The organism is Anaerostipes faecis, from assembly GCF_910574135.1.
Taxonomy (GTDB): Bacteria; Bacillota; Clostridia; order Lachnospirales; family Lachnospiraceae; genus Anaerostipes; species Anaerostipes hominis.
In genome coordinates this window covers 1-14,166 of the sequence record NZ_CAJSYK010000019.1, presented here as the reverse complement: position 1 = coordinate 14,166, position 14,166 = coordinate 1, and the positions used below count along the sequence as shown (strand labels likewise).

14 protein-coding genes, 1 other RNA gene, 2 pseudogenes and 1 other annotated feature are annotated in these 14,166 nt (G+C 42.6%); of the genes and pseudogenes, 16 read left to right on the top strand and 1 reads right to left on the bottom strand.

Features of this window, described 5'->3' with window-relative positions:
• Nucleotides 1–14: 14 nt before the first annotated feature.
• From rpoD to QGT46_RS12350, 10 genes are all read left to right on the top strand, one after another.
• Nucleotides 15–1,109, top strand: a complete 1,095-nt coding sequence (rpoD, locus tag QGT46_RS12395) for an RNA polymerase sigma factor RpoD (RefSeq protein WP_009291195.1) — start codon at nucleotides 15–17, stop codon at nucleotides 1,107–1,109.
• A gap of 11 nt (nucleotides 1,110–1,120) precedes the next feature.
• Entirely contained in the window at nucleotides 1,121–1,816 is a 696-nt protein-coding gene (locus QGT46_RS12390; RefSeq protein ID WP_024727896.1) for a tRNA (adenine(22)-N(1))-methyltransferase, read from the top strand.
• Nucleotides 1,803–2,585, top strand: coding sequence for a Nif3-like dinuclear metal center hexameric protein (locus tag QGT46_RS12385; protein WP_024727895.1), 783 nt, complete (start codon nucleotides 1,803–1,805; stop codon nucleotides 2,583–2,585). Before QGT46_RS12390 ends, QGT46_RS12385 begins: the two co-directional genes overlap by 14 nt.
• Before the next feature lie 25 nt (nucleotides 2,586–2,610).
• The gene (locus QGT46_RS12380) at nucleotides 2,611–4,266 is read left to right on the top strand and encodes a nucleoside kinase (protein ID WP_148459995.1); all 1,656 of its coding nucleotides are present in this window, start codon (nucleotides 2,611–2,613) and stop codon (nucleotides 4,264–4,266) included.
• A gap of 538 nt (nucleotides 4,267–4,804) precedes the next feature.
• Complete coding sequence (locus QGT46_RS12375) at nucleotides 4,805–5,005, top strand: hypothetical protein (RefSeq protein ID WP_024727893.1); 201 nt, start codon at nucleotides 4,805–4,807, stop codon at nucleotides 5,003–5,005.
• A 47-nt stretch (nucleotides 5,006–5,052) separates the two neighbouring features.
• An RNA gene (gene rnpB, locus QGT46_RS12370) (RNase P RNA component class A) lies at nucleotides 5,053–5,390 on the top strand.
• A gap of 479 nt (nucleotides 5,391–5,869) precedes the next feature.
• Nucleotides 5,870–6,505 carry a cell wall hydrolase gene (locus QGT46_RS12365; RefSeq protein ID WP_024727891.1) on the top strand — a complete coding sequence of 212 codons (636 nt, stop codon included), beginning with the start codon at nucleotides 5,870–5,872 and terminating at the stop codon, nucleotides 6,503–6,505.
• Between the two features lie 58 nt (nucleotides 6,506–6,563).
• Nucleotides 6,564–6,801: a binding site (T-box leader), on the top strand.
• 135 nt (nucleotides 6,802–6,936) lie between these two features.
• Nucleotides 6,937–7,944 (top strand): ABC transporter substrate-binding protein, encoded by a 1,008-nt coding sequence (locus tag QGT46_RS12360; RefSeq protein WP_148459996.1) that lies wholly within the window; start codon nucleotides 6,937–6,939, stop codon nucleotides 7,942–7,944.
• A 13-nt stretch (nucleotides 7,945–7,957) separates the two neighbouring features.
• Complete coding sequence (locus tag QGT46_RS12355; protein WP_024727889.1) at nucleotides 7,958–8,839, top strand: ABC transporter permease; 882 nt, start codon at nucleotides 7,958–7,960, stop codon at nucleotides 8,837–8,839.
• Nucleotides 8,836–9,609, top strand: a complete 774-nt coding sequence (locus tag QGT46_RS12350; protein ID WP_148459997.1) for an ABC transporter ATP-binding protein — start codon at nucleotides 8,836–8,838, stop codon at nucleotides 9,607–9,609. The genes QGT46_RS12355 and QGT46_RS12350 overlap by 4 nt, the downstream gene beginning before the upstream one ends.
• Before the next feature lie 71 nt (nucleotides 9,610–9,680).
• Here the strand turns inward: QGT46_RS12350 and QGT46_RS17340 are convergent, their stop codons facing one another.
• Nucleotides 9,681–9,845 (bottom strand): EamA family transporter, encoded by a 165-nt coding sequence (locus QGT46_RS17340; protein WP_334293353.1) that lies wholly within the window; start codon nucleotides 9,843–9,845, stop codon nucleotides 9,681–9,683.
• A 141-nt stretch (nucleotides 9,846–9,986) separates the two neighbouring features.
• Between QGT46_RS17340 and QGT46_RS12340 the strand changes: the two are divergent.
• The 6 genes and pseudogenes from QGT46_RS12340 to QGT46_RS12315 all read left to right on the top strand — a co-directional run.
• A pseudogene (locus QGT46_RS12340) lies at nucleotides 9,987–10,088 on the top strand (helix-turn-helix transcriptional regulator); the annotation flags it as partial.
• 307 nt (nucleotides 10,089–10,395) lie between these two features.
• Nucleotides 10,396–10,728 carry a DUF3795 domain-containing protein gene (locus QGT46_RS12335; protein WP_148459998.1) on the top strand — a complete coding sequence of 111 codons (333 nt, stop codon included), beginning with the start codon at nucleotides 10,396–10,398 and terminating at the stop codon, nucleotides 10,726–10,728.
• Nucleotides 10,729–10,775: 47 nt separating this feature from the next.
• Nucleotides 10,776–11,391 (top strand): annotated as a pseudogene (locus QGT46_RS12330) (SAP domain-containing protein).
• 59 nt (nucleotides 11,392–11,450) lie between these two features.
• Nucleotides 11,451–11,888 carry a hypothetical protein gene (locus QGT46_RS12325; RefSeq protein ID WP_148459999.1) on the top strand — a complete coding sequence of 146 codons (438 nt, stop codon included), beginning with the start codon at nucleotides 11,451–11,453 and terminating at the stop codon, nucleotides 11,886–11,888.
• Nucleotides 11,889–11,934: 46 nt separating this feature from the next.
• Complete coding sequence (locus tag QGT46_RS12320) at nucleotides 11,935–12,384, top strand: DUF6194 family protein (protein WP_148460000.1); 450 nt, start codon at nucleotides 11,935–11,937, stop codon at nucleotides 12,382–12,384.
• Between the two features lie 417 nt (nucleotides 12,385–12,801).
• Nucleotides 12,802–14,016, top strand: a complete 1,215-nt coding sequence (locus QGT46_RS12315) for a replication initiation factor domain-containing protein (protein WP_148460001.1) — start codon at nucleotides 12,802–12,804, stop codon at nucleotides 14,014–14,016.
• The last annotated feature ends 150 nt before the right edge of the window (nucleotides 14,017–14,166 follow it).

The window sequence follows — 14,166 nt, the reverse complement described above, 5'->3', positions numbered from 1 at the left end:
GAGGAAGGAAATTAATGGACGAAACAATGTTACAATTCAGCGAGAAGCTGGCAGGTTTAGTAGAACTGGGGAAGAAAAATAAAAATTTTCTGGAGTATGCCCAGATCGAGACATATTTTAAAGATTTTAAGCTGACGTCGGATATGATGGAGGCAATTTTTGATTACCTGGAACAAAACGGAGTCGATGTGCTTACGATTCCTGAGGGAGAGGACGACGAAGATCTGGAGATCAAGGAAGAGATCGAAGAAGAAGCGGACCTGACGATCCCGGACGGAGTCAGCATCGAGGACCCGGTGCGCATGTATTTAAAGGAAATCGGAAAGGTACCTCTGCTGAGTGCGGATGAGGAGATCCGTCTGGCCCAGAGGATGGAGGAAGGCGACGAGGAAGCCAAGAAAAAACTTGCGGAAGCCAACCTGCGTCTCGTAGTCAGCATCGCCAAGCGCTATGTGGGACGGGGGATGCTGTTTCTGGATCTGATCCAGGAGGGAAATCTGGGTCTTATTAAGGCAGTAGAAAAATTCGATTACAGGAAGGGTTATAAGTTCAGTACGTATGCCACATGGTGGATCCGCCAGGCCATCACCAGGGCCATTGCCGACCAGGCAAGGACAATCCGTATCCCTGTCCATATGGTGGAGACGATCAACAAGCTGATCCGTGTATCCAGACAGCTCCTGCAGGAACTCGGAAGAGAGCCGCTTCCGGAAGAGATCGCCGAGGAGATGGATATTCCGGTGGACCGTGTGCGGGAGATTTTAAAAATTTCCCAGGAACCGGTATCTTTAGAGACACCGATCGGAGAGGAAGAAGACAGCCACCTCGGAGACTTTATCCAGGATGACAATGTGCCGGTGCCGGCGGATGCGGCGGCATTTACGCTGCTGAAAGAACAGCTGAGCGAAGTGCTCGGAACATTGACGGAGAGAGAGCAGAAGGTGTTAAGGCTGCGCTTCGGACTGGATGACAGCCGTGCAAGGACATTGGAAGAGGTAGGAAAAGAGTTCAACGTCACCAGGGAGAGAATCCGCCAGATCGAGGCCAAGGCCTTGAGAAAGCTGAGACATCCGAGCCGCAGCAGAAAATTAAAAGACTATTTAGATTGATCGGGTGAGATATGGAACTGTCATCACGGTTAAAAACAATTGCTTCTTTTGTGTCCGAAGGGATGTGTGTCGCCGATATAGGAACAGATCATGGATACATACCCATTTATCTGACCTCCGAAGGGATGACGGACAAAGCATATGCCATGGATGTCAATCGGGGACCGCTTGAAAGGGCCGGGGAGAACATAAGAAAAGAAGGCCTTGACGGCAGAATCGAGTGCATCCTTTCGGACGGCATGGAAAAACTTCCGATAGATGCGGACAGTGTGGTGATCGCCGGAATGGGCGGAGACCTGATGGAACAGATCTTAATGGGGGGAGAGGACAGGCTTTTTCGGCTCTCAGAGCTGGTCCTCTCACCACAGTCCCACTGGGAGAAGGTCAGGAGATTCCTGCACAGCCATGGATTTGCCATCGAAAAAGAAGCACTGATAAAAGAAGACGGGAAATATTATATTGTCATAAAAGCTGTCAGGGGCCGGGAATCTTACCGTGAGTCGTGGCAGTATTCTTACGGTACTTATCTTACGGGATTAAAAAATCCTCTGATGAAGGAGTATCTGAAAAAAGAGCTGAAGGACAAACAGAAGATCCTTGACTCTTTTGAGGGAAAGGATTCAGAACATCTAAGGCGCAGGGCAGGAGAACTGTCCTGTATCCTCAGAGAGATAAAGGAGGCACTGAAGAACTATGAAATGCAGTGAACTGACGGAGATATTAGAAGATTATGTGCCGGCACGTTATGCCATGGAGTGGGATAATGTGGGACTTCTTACAGGGAGAAGAGACAGGAAGATCCATAAGATCATGGTCGCATTGGATGCGGACAACGGGGTGGTGGAAGAAGCAGTCAGACAAAAGGTGGAATTTCTGCTGACTCACCACCCTCTTATTTTTTCTCCGCAAAAGAGTATCACCGATGAGTCGGGCACACAAAAAAAGCTTCTGAAGCTGATAGAAAACGGCATTAATTGTTTTGCCATGCATACGAATTTCGACGTGGTGCATATGGGAAGAATCGTCTGTGAGGCGCTGGGACTTAAGAGTCTGGCTCCGGCAGAAACGACGTGTACAGAAGACGGGATTCCGAAAGGGATCGGTACAGTATCAGAACTTGAGTGTTCTATGACAGCAGGGGATTTTGCAGAACTGGTAAAAAATACGTTTGATATTGAACATGTCCTGCTTTTTGGAGATGAAAGAAAAGAAATCCATAAGGTTGCTGTTGTTCCGGGGTCCGGAAGACATATGGAACAGCAGGCGGCCGAGACGGGAGCAGACTTATTTTTAACCGGAGATATCGGACATCATGAAGGGCTGGACGCCATGGAACTGGGGCTTACGGTCATCGACGCAGGCCATCACGGACTGGAAAAGATCTTCGTAGATTTTATGGGTAAATTTCTCGAACAAAAAGTGCCGGAGTGTGAGATCATCCTGAGTCATACAAAATGTCCGTTTGACGTAAAATAGAGCAGAGAGGAGTTGATGGCTGAATATGCTGCATGTATCAGTAGAAGGAGCAAAGATCAGTGTAAAAGAGGGCACGGCCCTGGAGGAACTTGCGAAAAGGTTTCAGAGGCCGGGCGCCCCTGTTATTTTGCTCGCCTATACGGGAGAGAAGCTGAGAGAGCTTCACCATACGATTGATGAAGACTGTGATATTCGGTTTGTGACGAATGAGGAGCAGACTGGATATATGACTTATAAGAGGACGGTTAATTTCGTGTTTTTAAAAGCCTGTGAGGAAATGCTGGGAGAAGGGTGCACCAACCGAATTACGATGAATTACTCCATCGGCAACAGTACCTTCTGTGAATTTTCTCTCGATAATCTGGAAGTGGACGATGAGCTGGCAAAAAAAATCCAGAGAAAAATGCGGGAATTGGTGAGACAGGATTTAAAGATCAAAAAAATTTCCTACAATACGTTCGAGGCAAGGAAAAGGTTTGCGGGGCAGGGGATGAAAGAAAAAGTGAGACTCTTTCGGTTCCGCAGGGTTTCGAGGACCAATGTCTATTCGCTGGACGGATATGAAAATTATTTTTATGGCTATATGGCGCCGAGCACGGGTTACATCCAGAATTTTTATGTGGACGCATATCAGGGAGGGATTGTCCTTCAGATCCCGAGGCGGGACCATCTCCATTCAGTTTCGAGGTTTACGCCTCAGCCAAAGCTGTTTCATGTGATGCAGAGGTCCAGGTCCTGGAGCAAGCTCATGAGGGTGGACACGGTCGGCGCTCTCAACGAAGAGATCACCAATGGAGATATCAATAACCTGATCCTTGTGCAGGAGGCTCTTCAGGAGAAGCTTCTGGCCGATATAGCTTCAAAGATCGTGGGCGATGGGAAAAAGGTTGTCCTGATCGCAGGACCGTCTTCTTCCGGGAAGACGACATTCTCTCACCGCCTTGCCATTCAGCTTCAGATCGACGGGCTCACGCCGCATCCGATTTCTCTGGATGATTATTTCTTAGACAGGGAGCTGTCTCCCAGGGACGAGGAGGGCAACTATAATTTCGAGACGATCGCATCTCTTGACCTGGAATTGTTCAACGAAGATATCAACTGTCTTTTGGCAGGAAAGCAGGTACAGCTCCCAACCTATAATTTTGTCTCAGGAAAACGGGAATACAAAGGGAATTATAAGAAGATCGGACCGGATGATGTGCTGGTAATCGAGGGAATCCATGGCTTGAACGGAATGCTGTCGAGTGAGATTTCAGAAGAAGACAAATATAAGATTTATGTCAGCGCGCTGAGTCAGATCAATATAGATGAACACAACCGGATACCCAGTTCCGATGGCCGTCTGTTAAGAAGGATCGTGAGAGATGCAAGACACAGGGGAACGGATGCAAAGACTACCATCGGACGGTGGGAATCTGTGCGCAGGGGAGAAGAACTGAATATTTTCCCTTATCAGGAGGAGGCAGATATCATGTTTAATTCTGCCCAGATTTATGAGCTGGCCGTGTTAAAACAGTATGCAGAGCCACTTCTGTTCCAGATCAGCCCGGGCTGTCCGGAATATCAGGAATCCAAGCGCCTGCTGAAGTTTTTGGACTACTTCCTGAGTGTTAAAAGCGAGGATATACCGAAGACGTCTCTTATCAGAGAGTTCATCGGGGGAAGCTGCTTTGAGACTTGACGGATCAGTTTTTTTATCTAACTAATCGGGATGAACCCCTATCTTAATTAATGAGAGAGAATTTTTTTACGAAGAATTATAGAATATATTCGGCTTTGCTGCAGCCGCAGACAGATAAGAACAGAAAAAAGGCGGCACAGCTGCAGGGCTCATATACGGCAGAGCATACTTGGCTGCTGGCTCTGGCTCAGAAATGTTAATGACCTTTGATACGGAACAGGAAATTAATAGAAATTAAGGGGATTTGAGTTAGATCAAATCGTCTCTGACAAGCAGACCCAAGGCAGTTCAAGGGGAAGAAAAAACGCGGAGGGAAGAGTACAGTCCACCGCAGAAAAAGAACAGACTCTTTTAGATGTCAGAGAGGGAGATATTCGGATTAAAAAGACAGGTGCCACAGTCGGAGGAGTATCTAAAGACGGCGGCATTCTGCATCCTAAAGGCTATTGAATTACCGGAACGACGACGGAACACAACATTGTGGTCGAAAAAGAGGTAAGAACAGAGCTTACCTTGTGTGTCAAAGGAGGAAACATAAATGAAAATGGAGAAGAAACGAAATGGAATTATCAGGAGATCCAGAGAGGAGAGGATCAGCTGCGGCGGAAAAAAAACAGGCGAGGCTTCAGCAGCATCGGCGAAAACAGGGCAGGTATCGAAATTTGGCTGGGTACTTATAAGCCTTCTGGGTGCCTCAGGGATCATAATTGATATTAAGACGAAGAAAAGGAATCCCTAAATCGTTTGACGGAACATACAAGAACATGGTATAATTCCACTCGGAATTTAGTTAACCGAATGATCGCGCCAAAGTATTTTGGTGAGGAAAGTCCGGGCTTCGCAGGGCAGGATGCCGGATAACGTCCGGTAGGGGTGACCCTCAGGCCAGTGCAACAGAAATAAACCGCCGGCGATCGCCGGTAAGGATGGAAAGGCGGGGTAAGAGCCCACCGCTTGGCTGGTAACAGGCAAGGCACATGTAAACCCCATCCGAAGCAAGGCAGGAGAAAAGCTATGGGCTTGCCCGGTCCGCTTTTCGGTGTGCCGCTGGAGCTTGCTGGCAACAGCAAGTCGAGATAGATGATCATTTAAGACAGAACCCGGCTTACAGATTAACTAAATTCCATTTTTATTGAAATAGAAATTTTTCAGACAAGACATCAGAATCCAGGGATGAAAACACAGTGGAGCCTAAGACGAACGAACAGATTGAAGCAAATCATATTATAAGTAAAACTGGAGGAAACGGATTTACATATAAGCAGTTAAAACACCTTACGAAAGATCCAAAGACAGAAAAAATAAGAATTAGAAATATAAAGAGATCAAGAAAAATGGACAGACAGCGAAGAAAGGAGAAGACTCTAAAGCTGTATGGATGATGCTGAGAGGATTGTTGTACAGCCTGAACAGGAGAATGCAGCGTCCTGCGGTTTGCTGCTGTCCTGTGGATTTGATTTAAATACAGAAAATGACATATATGTTATGACGATATAAATGCTGCTATGTAAAAGAATGTAGATGTATCTGAAATTGGACTTAAATTTTACAAAAGTGTGAATAATGTTTCAAAAATGTCATACACTATATTAAAGGAGTGTATATGACATTGAAGAAAAAATGGAAAGTAGCAGCCATATCTTGTGCGATTGGCTTATGCAGCGTAGGGCAGCAGGTCTTTGCAAGTGATACTTTATTTCAGCCGCCGCAGGGCGAAAATGGCGTTGATCAGCTTATCCAGAGGAAACTGTTGGAAGAACAGAAGCAGTTTAAAGAGCGAAAAGCACTGATTAAAAAGTTAAATATAGAACGTCAGATTGAAAAAGTACAGGATGTCAAAGGCCTCAAAGGAAAAATATCTACAAGAGAGAAAGCAATCCTTACTAGGATCGTGGAAGCAGAAGCTACTGACAAAGACATGAAGAGTAAAATCTTAGTCGCAAATGTGATAATAAACAGGGTCCGTTCCAAGGAATTTCCAAACACCATCGAACAGGTCGTGTTCCAGAGGACCAATGGCAGCGTACAGTTTTCTCCGACAGCCGACGGACGGTATAATTCGGTGACGATCAAAGCGTCTACACGAGAAAGTGTGGAGCGGGCGCTGGAAGGAGAAGACTACTCAGAGGGCGCGTTGTATTTTGTGGAAAAGACAATGGCGAATCCAAGAAATGTGTCCTGGTTTGACAGGGCTCTGACGAAACTGTTCACTTATCAGGGACATTCTTTTTATAAATAAGAGTTAAAATTCGGGGTTGACACGAAAAAAGAAAAGTATTATCATTCTATCATATAGTGATAAACCGATGAGAAAGAGTAGTAGTCAGGATCAGAAGGATTTTAAGAGAGCTGCAGATGGTGGGATTGCAGCATGAATTCCCTGATGAATGGACTTTCGAGGGCAGTTCTGAACCACAGTAGGAGTTGCCGGGCACCCGACCCGTTACACAACAGGGCATATATGATGGTATATGAAAAGAGTGGGCATTTTTTATGATGTCAATTTGAGTGGTACCGCGGATATCCGCCTCAAGCATTAGCTTGGGGCGTTTTTTATTCCACAGGAAAGTTCTGAGAACCTTTCTGCGGAGAGATTCGCTGCTGCCACTACTATGAATGTTTATCTCTATAAGTGCAAAAAATCAATTGTAGAGAAAAGGAGAAGAAGTTATGAAAAAGAGATTATTAGCAGCAGGATGCAGCGCAGTATTGGCAGCAACATTATTATTTGCCGGATGTTCAAAAAAAAGTGAGGACAAAAGCTATCAGATCGGGATTCAGCAGTTTGCAGAGCATGAATCTTTAAATAACTGCCGCAAAGGATTTATTCAGGGATTAGAAAAAGAAGGGATCAGGGAAGGAAAAAATTTAAAGATAACTTATAAAAATGCACAGGCAGATACGGCCGCAGATAACCAGATCGCTTCAAACTTTGCTTCCAAGAAGATGGACCTGATCTGTGCCATTGCGACACCAAGTGCCCAGAGCGCATACAATGCAGCTTCTGATTCTAAGACACCGGTTATCTACACTGCGGTTACATCACCGGAACTGGCAGGATTCGTAGACAAGGACGGAAAAAATGTAGGGGAAGTTACAGGAACTTCTGATCTGATCCTTGCAGATAAACAGCTGAAGCTGATCCGTAAAGTGCTTCCTAAGGCAAAAAATGTAGGAATCCTGTACAGCACTAACGAGGTTAACTCTAAAGCGGGAATTGAAGCCTATGAGAAAGTGGCTAAAAAGAACGGTTTTAAGATCATTACTCAGGGAATCAGCGCGGCGGCAGATATGCCGATGGCAGCCGACAGCCTGATCAAGAAAGTAGACTGTATCACAAACCTTACAGATAATCTGGTCGTAAGCTCAATGCCGACTTACCTGGAAAAAGCTAACAAGGCAAAGATCCCGGTATTCGGTTCAGAGATCGAACAGGTGAAATTAGGATGTATTGGATGCGTGGGAATTGACTTCGTAAAACTTGGAGAACAGACAGGAAAAATGGCTGCCAAAGTATTAAAGGGAGAGAAGAAAGCATCCGAAATTCCGTTTGAGACGTTTAATCAGGGAGACATCTATCTCAACGAAAAGGTGGCAAAAGATCTTGGAATTAAACTGCCTTCAGATGTTAAGAAAGAGGCTGTAGAAACATTCACAGAAATTAAAGCGAGCAAATAAATAGGAGCAAAAAATGGAACAACTGATCATTGGCGTCTTCGAGCAGGGATTCATCTATGCGGTGATGGCTCTGGGCGTATACATTACTTATAAAATACTGGACTTTCCGGATTTGTCTGTGGACAGTACCTTTCCGTTAGGTGCTGCCATCACCACGGTACTGTTGATGAATGGGTTCAATCCGATACTTTCGCTGATCCTTTCAACAGCGGCGGGAGCGGCAGCAGGGGCTTTGACCGGGATCATCCACGTGAAGTTCAGAGTCAGGGATCTGCTTTCAGGTATCATTATGATGACGGGACTTTATACGATCAATCTGCGGATTACCGGGGGAAGTGCCAATGTGCCTCTGTTCAATTACAATACGATTTTTAACAATGATTTTATCAACAAATTATTTCCGGAGGCGCTTGAGCCGTATAAGACACTGATCATCATTACACTGATCATGCTGATCGCAAAACTCCTCCTGGACTTGTACTTAAAGACAAAATCCGGATTTCTGCTCAGAGCCGTGGGGGACAATGAAAAAATTGTTACGTCACTGGCTAAGGACAGCGGGTCTGTAAAAATAGTCGGACTTTCCATCGCTAACGGGCTGGTAGCTTTGGCAGGCAGTGTCATGTGCCAGCAGCAGAGATTTTTTGAAATCTCGATGGGTACCGGGACTATCGTCATTGGCCTTGCCAGCGTTATCATCGGGACGAACATTTTTAAAGGAAATATTCTGAAGGCTACAACGGCTGTTATCATCGGATCTGTCATTTATAAGGCATGCGTGGCAGCAGCCATCGAGATCGGACTGGATTCCCAGGACCTTAAACTGATCACTGCGATCCTGTTTCTTGTGATCCTGATCATCAGTATGGACCGGAAAAAGAAGGTGAAAGCATGATTGAACTTAAAAATATTGACAAATATTATAACATCGGAACGGTGAATGAAATCTGTCTGTTTAAAGATTTTAATTTAAAGATTCAGAACGGTGATTTCGTTTCTGTGATCGGCAGCAACGGATCAGGGAAGACATCAATGTTGAACCTGATCTGCGGAAGTCTCCAGCCCGAGAACGGATCAATCAGCCTTGGTGGTGAGGAAATCACAAAGCAGAAGGAGTTTGTCCGTCAGAGAAAGATCGGAAGGGTATATCAGGACCCGGCCATGGGAACATGTCCTTCCATGACAATTCTTGAAAATATGTCTCTGGCAGACAATAAAGGCAGGGCGTATGGACTCGGACTGGGCACAAATAAGAGAAGGATCAGCCATTACCGTGAAATGCTTTCCCAGCTGGGGTTAGGGCTCGAAGATATGATGGGAACAAAGGTCGGCGCCCTGTCAGGGGGACAGCGGCAGGCAATGGCACTTCTGATGACCACAATGACGCCGATTGAGTTTTTGATCCTGGATGAACACACGGCGGCGCTAGACCCAAAGACAGCGGAACTGATCATGCAACTGACGGATAAGATCGTCAGGGAGAAAAACTTAACGACTGTTATGGTCACGCACAATCTCAGGTTTGCCGTGGAATATGGAAACCGTCTGATCATGATGCACCAGGGACAGGCAATTTTAGACAAGGCAGGAAAAGAAAAAGAAACTTTAGCTATAGAAGATTTGCTGGATCAGTTTAATGAGATCAGCATAGAGACCGGGAATTGAGTGAATATATACAGGTGTTTGGTGATGTTTAACAGGGATATATAACCCAGAAAAAATCGGCATAGTAGTGATTATCGGCTATGCCGATTTTTCTTTTGTAATAATTCACTTGCAACAGCACCTCCCAAAATAAGAACAGCACCCAGAAGCTGTACAGCCGACAGGCGCTCTCTGAGAAAGAATGCTGAGAATATGAGTGCCGACAGTGGTTCGAGATATCCACATAAAATGGCCAAAAACCGTGGATGTTAACTTTAGTTGACATATTTCCAACGGCATTTGGTGGAAAAAAAGAGCCGCAGTTCTTATGATATATATAAACAGACAGAGGAGATAGCCTATGAAAATTCTATAAAAATTTAAATCGTTTAAGAAAAGAGAAAGACTGGTCACAGGAAGAATTGGGAAACCAGCTGTATGTATCCAGGCAGACCGTATCCAAGTGGGAACTGGGAGTTTCCAAAACAAAAGGATATTAAGAAATAACCTGTGTTTACCTGCTTGCAGAGAAAAGAATATTATTGTTAAGCTAGAGATACTACATAAATGTGTTGGTATCTCTTTTTCGTTAGTTTGACACAACAGACTATTTGATTTCTGCTTGATTACCCTAAACTTATCGGGATATGGTTTGTCAAGGGCTTGTTGCGTAAGTAATGCTTTTAGCACCCTTTACAAAACATAGACTGATAAGTAACTTTTCAAAAGCAGAAAAGAAATGACGATATTAAAGTATCGTGGTATAATGTACATAAAGATAAATCGGAAGTTGAGAGGTACGTAACCATGAAAAATATGATTGGATATTGTGGGCTGGATTGTGAAAAATGCGACGCATATCTTGCAACAATTAATGACGACCAAGAGTTGCGTATAAAAACTGCGAAGCTATGGGCTGAATTAAATAATGCACCTATTCTTCCTGAACATATTAACTGTCAAGGCTGTCGTGTTGAAGGAATTAAAACCGTATTTTGTGATAGTATATGCGGTATTCGGCAGTGTGCATTGAAAAAAGACGTTGCTTCTTGTGGCGACTGTTCAGAGTTAGAAAACTGTCCCACTGTTGAGACAATCATAGAGAATAATTCGTCTGCTTTAAAGAATTTGAAAGGATAAAACCTAGTTTATGGAATTAAGAAAATTAGAAGTTGTGAGGTGAGATATTGATAGAAAATAGACCTGATTTTAGAAATATAACTTCATTTGACGAATTTAATAGATACTATTGGTATCGTGAAGAACTTTCACAAATATGTAAATCAATAGGATTGGAACATAGAGGTACAAAACAAGAACTTTATCATATTATTGAGCAGTATTTTAAAGGCAATATGATTAAAAAATCTTCAAAACAAATCAAGCGCAAGCAAGTGGATATTATAAACATAGACACACCATTACTTGAATGTGGATTTTCTTTTAATGCCAAATTTAGAGAATATTTTTCGATTTTAACAGGTGTTTCACCATTTAAGTTTACTGCTAATGGCTACAGCTTGGAGGAAAGTAAAAAGTGAAAAAGATATTGAATTTACAATTCAAGATATGCTGAAAATTTATTATGGAAAATCAGACTATGCCAAATATGATAATTCAGTTTGTCAATGGAACCGATTTTTGAAAGATTTTTGTTCAGACGAAAATAGTTTGTGTTATTCTAATAAATTGAAAGTGGCATCTATTCTTTGGAACGAAGTAAGAAATTCAATGGAAGAAAAGACTTATTCTAAAGAACTCTTAAAAAAATATTTTGATAAAATAAAAGCGTACAAGAAATAGACAGCTCTCAGTTTATAAAGCAAGTAGCAAATTTGAATTTTTAAGGAAGTGAATTAAGAATGTGTATTGAATGTTATGTTGATGAAAATAGAATAACACCGTTGTTAAATCCGATAGAATGTTTACAAAATCATACGCAATATATTTGTGGAACTTGTGGACGATGTATCTGTATTGAACGTGACCCTAAGCGTGGACTACAAAGATGGAATTTTCCTTTCAAATCATTAGAAATTGCAAAAATGTATTTGCGTACCGCTGATTACAGTATGAAAAAATCTTGTGGTATTTACGAAATAGAAAGTGAAAATGGCAGACATTCCTATAAAATTTTTGCAAGCAATGAGGATTTACAATTATATCTAAAAAAGAATAAAGGTAAAGTCTGTAGATATATGAAACCTATTTTCACTGTTGAAGAATACAAGGAATACGCAAACACACAAATACGAAAATTGACTTCTGATGAAATACACAAATATATGTCAGAACGATAAATCCCAGATTATAAAACTATAAACATTGTGATGTGGAGGATAATATATGACACCAGATGAAATATTAAAATACTGTCTTGAAAATTTAGAGGGAACGGTTTTAGTTAATAGTTGGGGGGAAAGAGGGATATATTATAATCCTGATAATATTCTAAAGCGCGGTGTCTATATTTTGACGGTAAAAGAGAAAGACGGGGATAATGACAAAAGCTCCAGCTTGAACAGGGAGAATATATACCGCGTGAATTTAGGAGTACGAAAAACTACTTTTATAGAAATGTTTGATTTTATACCAAAACGCCCTGCAAAGGGTTGTATAGTTGATATGAATTATGATTTTTCTGCAACAAACAAAATTCTTCCCCACCCTGTATATGCGTGGATGGGGTGGATATGTTCACTGAATCCATCGGAAAAAACTTTTGAGGAATTGAAACCACTTATCCAAGAAGCATATGATTATGCAAAAGAGAAATACAAGAAAGGTAAAGTATAACTTCCAGTTTATGTGGCAGATAAGCTCAAAATCATTCAAACCAACGGAGTGATCCGGACACGGTGGCGGTCGAAGACATAGAGCCACGCCAGCTTGCTGGCGAGTGTCTGGTTCACTTCGGCGGTTGGGCGTGCGTTAGCGAGTCTTATAAGCCCCCGTTATCTAACAAGGGGGGCACAAAAAACAAGAAACACTATACAATAACAAGCGAAAAACGCTGTATTTACAAGGCAAAAATGTATTTTGCAGGGTGTTAAGTAAAATGCGGTCATTTAACACATGAAAACTGAATAGAGAAATAAGAAAGACAGTTGATTTCAAGTAAGAAGTTGATTGTCTTTTTTCTTTTGCAGAAATTTAAGTATAGGCAATTATCAGTACATGGTAGTTGCCTTTTTTGATTGGAGGAATTGAAGAATGAATGATAAAAACTTTATTGAAGAATTAAAACAAAAGCGTGAGGAATACGGAGTAACACAAACAAGGATTGCCGTTGCTTGTGGCATTAGCCGAACTTATTTTAATCAGATTGAAAACGGAAAGGCTGTTCCCTCTTGTGAATTGCAAGAAACGATAATGAAACAGATTGAACGTTTCAATCCACGAGAGCCATTGTTCCTGCTGATTGATTATTTTCGTGTCCGCTTTCCCACTACGGACGCATTGGCAATTATCCATGATGTACTACAACTGAAATCTGATTACATGCTTTATGAAGATTATGGGAAATACGGATATGAAAGTAAATATGTTCTTGGGGACATCAATATCATGTGTTCCGTACAGGAGCATTTAGGTGTGTTGTTGGAACTGAAAGGCAAAGGCTGTCGTCAAATGGAGAGTTATCTATTGGCACAGGAACGCTCATGGTATGACTTCATGCTGGATTGTATGACGGCTGGCGGTGTGATGAAACGGCTTGACTTGGCTATCAATGACAGAGCAGGAATATTAGACATTCCAAAGTTGAAAGCAAAATATAAAGCAGGCGAATGTGTTTCCTATTTCCGTATGCAGAAAGATTACAGCGGTACAGAGAAATGCGGTAGTGATACACCGAAAAATACTGGTGAAACCTTATATCTAGGCTCAACAAGTAGCGAATTGTATATGTGTGCTTATCAGAAGAATTATGAGCAGTATGTCAAGAATGGCACAGAGGTTGAAGATACAGAAATCAAAAATCGCTTTGAGATACGCATGAAGAATGAACGAGCCTATTATGCCGTTGTAGATTTACTGACCTATCGGGACGCCGAACGCACCGCTTTTTCTATCATCAATCATTATGTGTGCTTTGTTGACAGAGAGGACGGAAAGCCGAAAAGTCAATGGAAAATGAATGATGATTGGGCGTGGTTCATAGGAGAAAACAGAGAACCGATACGTTTAACCACAAAGCCAGAGCCTTACACCTTACAAAAGGCGTTGCATTGGCTACAAAGACAAGTAGCACCGACAATCAAAATGGTACAGGAGTTAGACAGAGAAAATCATACAACGATACTGAAAGATATGATTGAGCAGGCAGAACTCAAAGACAAGCATAAACACTTATTACAGTTAGAGAAATCAACCATAGAAGAACGAATAGATACCGTTGTTCCACAAGAGAATGACGGTATTTTTTAAGTATGACGGGCATGTCCGTGTTCTGTGGTGCAAGTCCACATAGGCGTAGCTACCGACGAACTTGTAAGCGACTCCCAAGGTTTGCATCGTGAGGTGTGGGCGAGAAGAAGGGATAGCGAAATCGTAGCCCTACGGACAGAAACCCGATAT

Coding starts and splice junctions, on each gene's coding strand:
- rpoD (WP_009291195.1), top strand. CDS start 15: ATGGACGAAACAATGTTACAATTCAGCGAGAAGCTGGCAGGTTTAGTA.
- QGT46_RS12390 (WP_024727896.1), top strand. CDS start 1,121: ATGGAACTGTCATCACGGTTAAAAACAATTGCTTCTTTTGTGTCCGAA.
- QGT46_RS12385 (WP_024727895.1), top strand. CDS start 1,803: ATGAAATGCAGTGAACTGACGGAGATATTAGAAGATTATGTGCCGGCA.
- QGT46_RS12380 (WP_148459995.1), top strand. CDS start 2,611: ATGCTGCATGTATCAGTAGAAGGAGCAAAGATCAGTGTAAAAGAGGGC.
- QGT46_RS12375 (WP_024727893.1), top strand. CDS start 4,805: ATGAAAATGGAGAAGAAACGAAATGGAATTATCAGGAGATCCAGAGAG.
- QGT46_RS12365 (WP_024727891.1), top strand. CDS start 5,870: ATGACATTGAAGAAAAAATGGAAAGTAGCAGCCATATCTTGTGCGATT.
- QGT46_RS12360 (WP_148459996.1), top strand. CDS start 6,937: ATGAAAAAGAGATTATTAGCAGCAGGATGCAGCGCAGTATTGGCAGCA.
- QGT46_RS12355 (WP_024727889.1), top strand. CDS start 7,958: ATGGAACAACTGATCATTGGCGTCTTCGAGCAGGGATTCATCTATGCG.
- QGT46_RS12350 (WP_148459997.1), top strand. CDS start 8,836: ATGATTGAACTTAAAAATATTGACAAATATTATAACATCGGAACGGTG.
- QGT46_RS12335 (WP_148459998.1), top strand. CDS start 10,396: ATGAAAAATATGATTGGATATTGTGGGCTGGATTGTGAAAAATGCGAC.
- QGT46_RS12325 (WP_148459999.1), top strand. CDS start 11,451: ATGTGTATTGAATGTTATGTTGATGAAAATAGAATAACACCGTTGTTA.
- QGT46_RS12320 (WP_148460000.1), top strand. CDS start 11,935: ATGACACCAGATGAAATATTAAAATACTGTCTTGAAAATTTAGAGGGA.
- QGT46_RS12315 (WP_148460001.1), top strand. CDS start 12,802: ATGAATGATAAAAACTTTATTGAAGAATTAAAACAAAAGCGTGAGGAA.